This is a genomic window from Streptomyces swartbergensis, from assembly GCF_002148965.1.
Taxonomy (GTDB): domain Bacteria; phylum Actinomycetota; class Actinomycetes; order Streptomycetales; family Streptomycetaceae; genus Streptomyces; species Streptomyces swartbergensis.
On sequence record NZ_NGFN01000814.1, the window covers coordinates 1 to 743 of the forward strand.

A 743-nucleotide genomic window follows, 5' to 3' on the forward strand; every position below is an offset into this window, starting at 1 on the left:
GTGTCTGCGGTGGTCGGTGCAGGCCTTCGCCGCGGGGCGGCTCGCCCTGTCGGACCAAGAACACCGCGACGGCAGCCGGGTCGTGGTGGTGGACGGAGAGCCGACCCCGCTCGGCGGACGGCGACTGACCGGGGAGCCCCTGACATGACCGACCCCGCCGACGACCAGCGCATCCCCTCCTACGCCGGGGCGGGCAATCTGGTCTACCGCGAACCCGACGTTCCCCGGTTCGTCTCCGGCTCGGGCAGTTGGCTGACCGCACACGACGGGCGCAGATACCTCGACGCGGAGGCCGCCAACGGCACCATCGCCTTCGGCTACGACAGCACCCTGCTGCAGGAGGCGATGCGGCGCTGCGAGCAGCTGCCCGCCCTGCCCTCCTTCGCCGAGTCCGAGCTGCGGCTCAAGGTGCTCTCCAGGCTGGAACCGCTCGTGTCCGCAGTGCTGGGCACCCCCGGCCGGGTGGAGCTGGATCTCGGCGGAGCCCAGGCCATGGAGACAGCCCTGCGCATCGCCTTCGCCGCGAACGGCCCGGGCACGATTGTCGTCTTCGAGGGCGCCTTCCACGGCCGCTCCGGGGTGACGAGCATGCTCAGTTCCAGTCCACGCTACCGGGAGTTGCTCGCCGCGTGGGGGCTGGAAGTGGTCCGGCTCCCAAGCCCGGACTCCCAGCGGTGCCCACACGCCGTCGCGGGAACCGGCTGCGGGCCCGGATGCCGCGAAGCCGTCACCCGATGGGGATC

1 protein-coding gene is annotated in these 743 nt (G+C 72.1%); it reads left to right on the forward strand.

The genetic code is table 11. The features are described from left to right. Positions 1 to 144 precede the first annotated feature (144 nt). Positions 145 to 743, forward strand: a 599-nt coding sequence (locus tag CA983_RS44495; RefSeq protein ID WP_143645901.1) for an aminotransferase class III-fold pyridoxal phosphate-dependent enzyme, incomplete at its 3' end; no start/stop codon positions are given.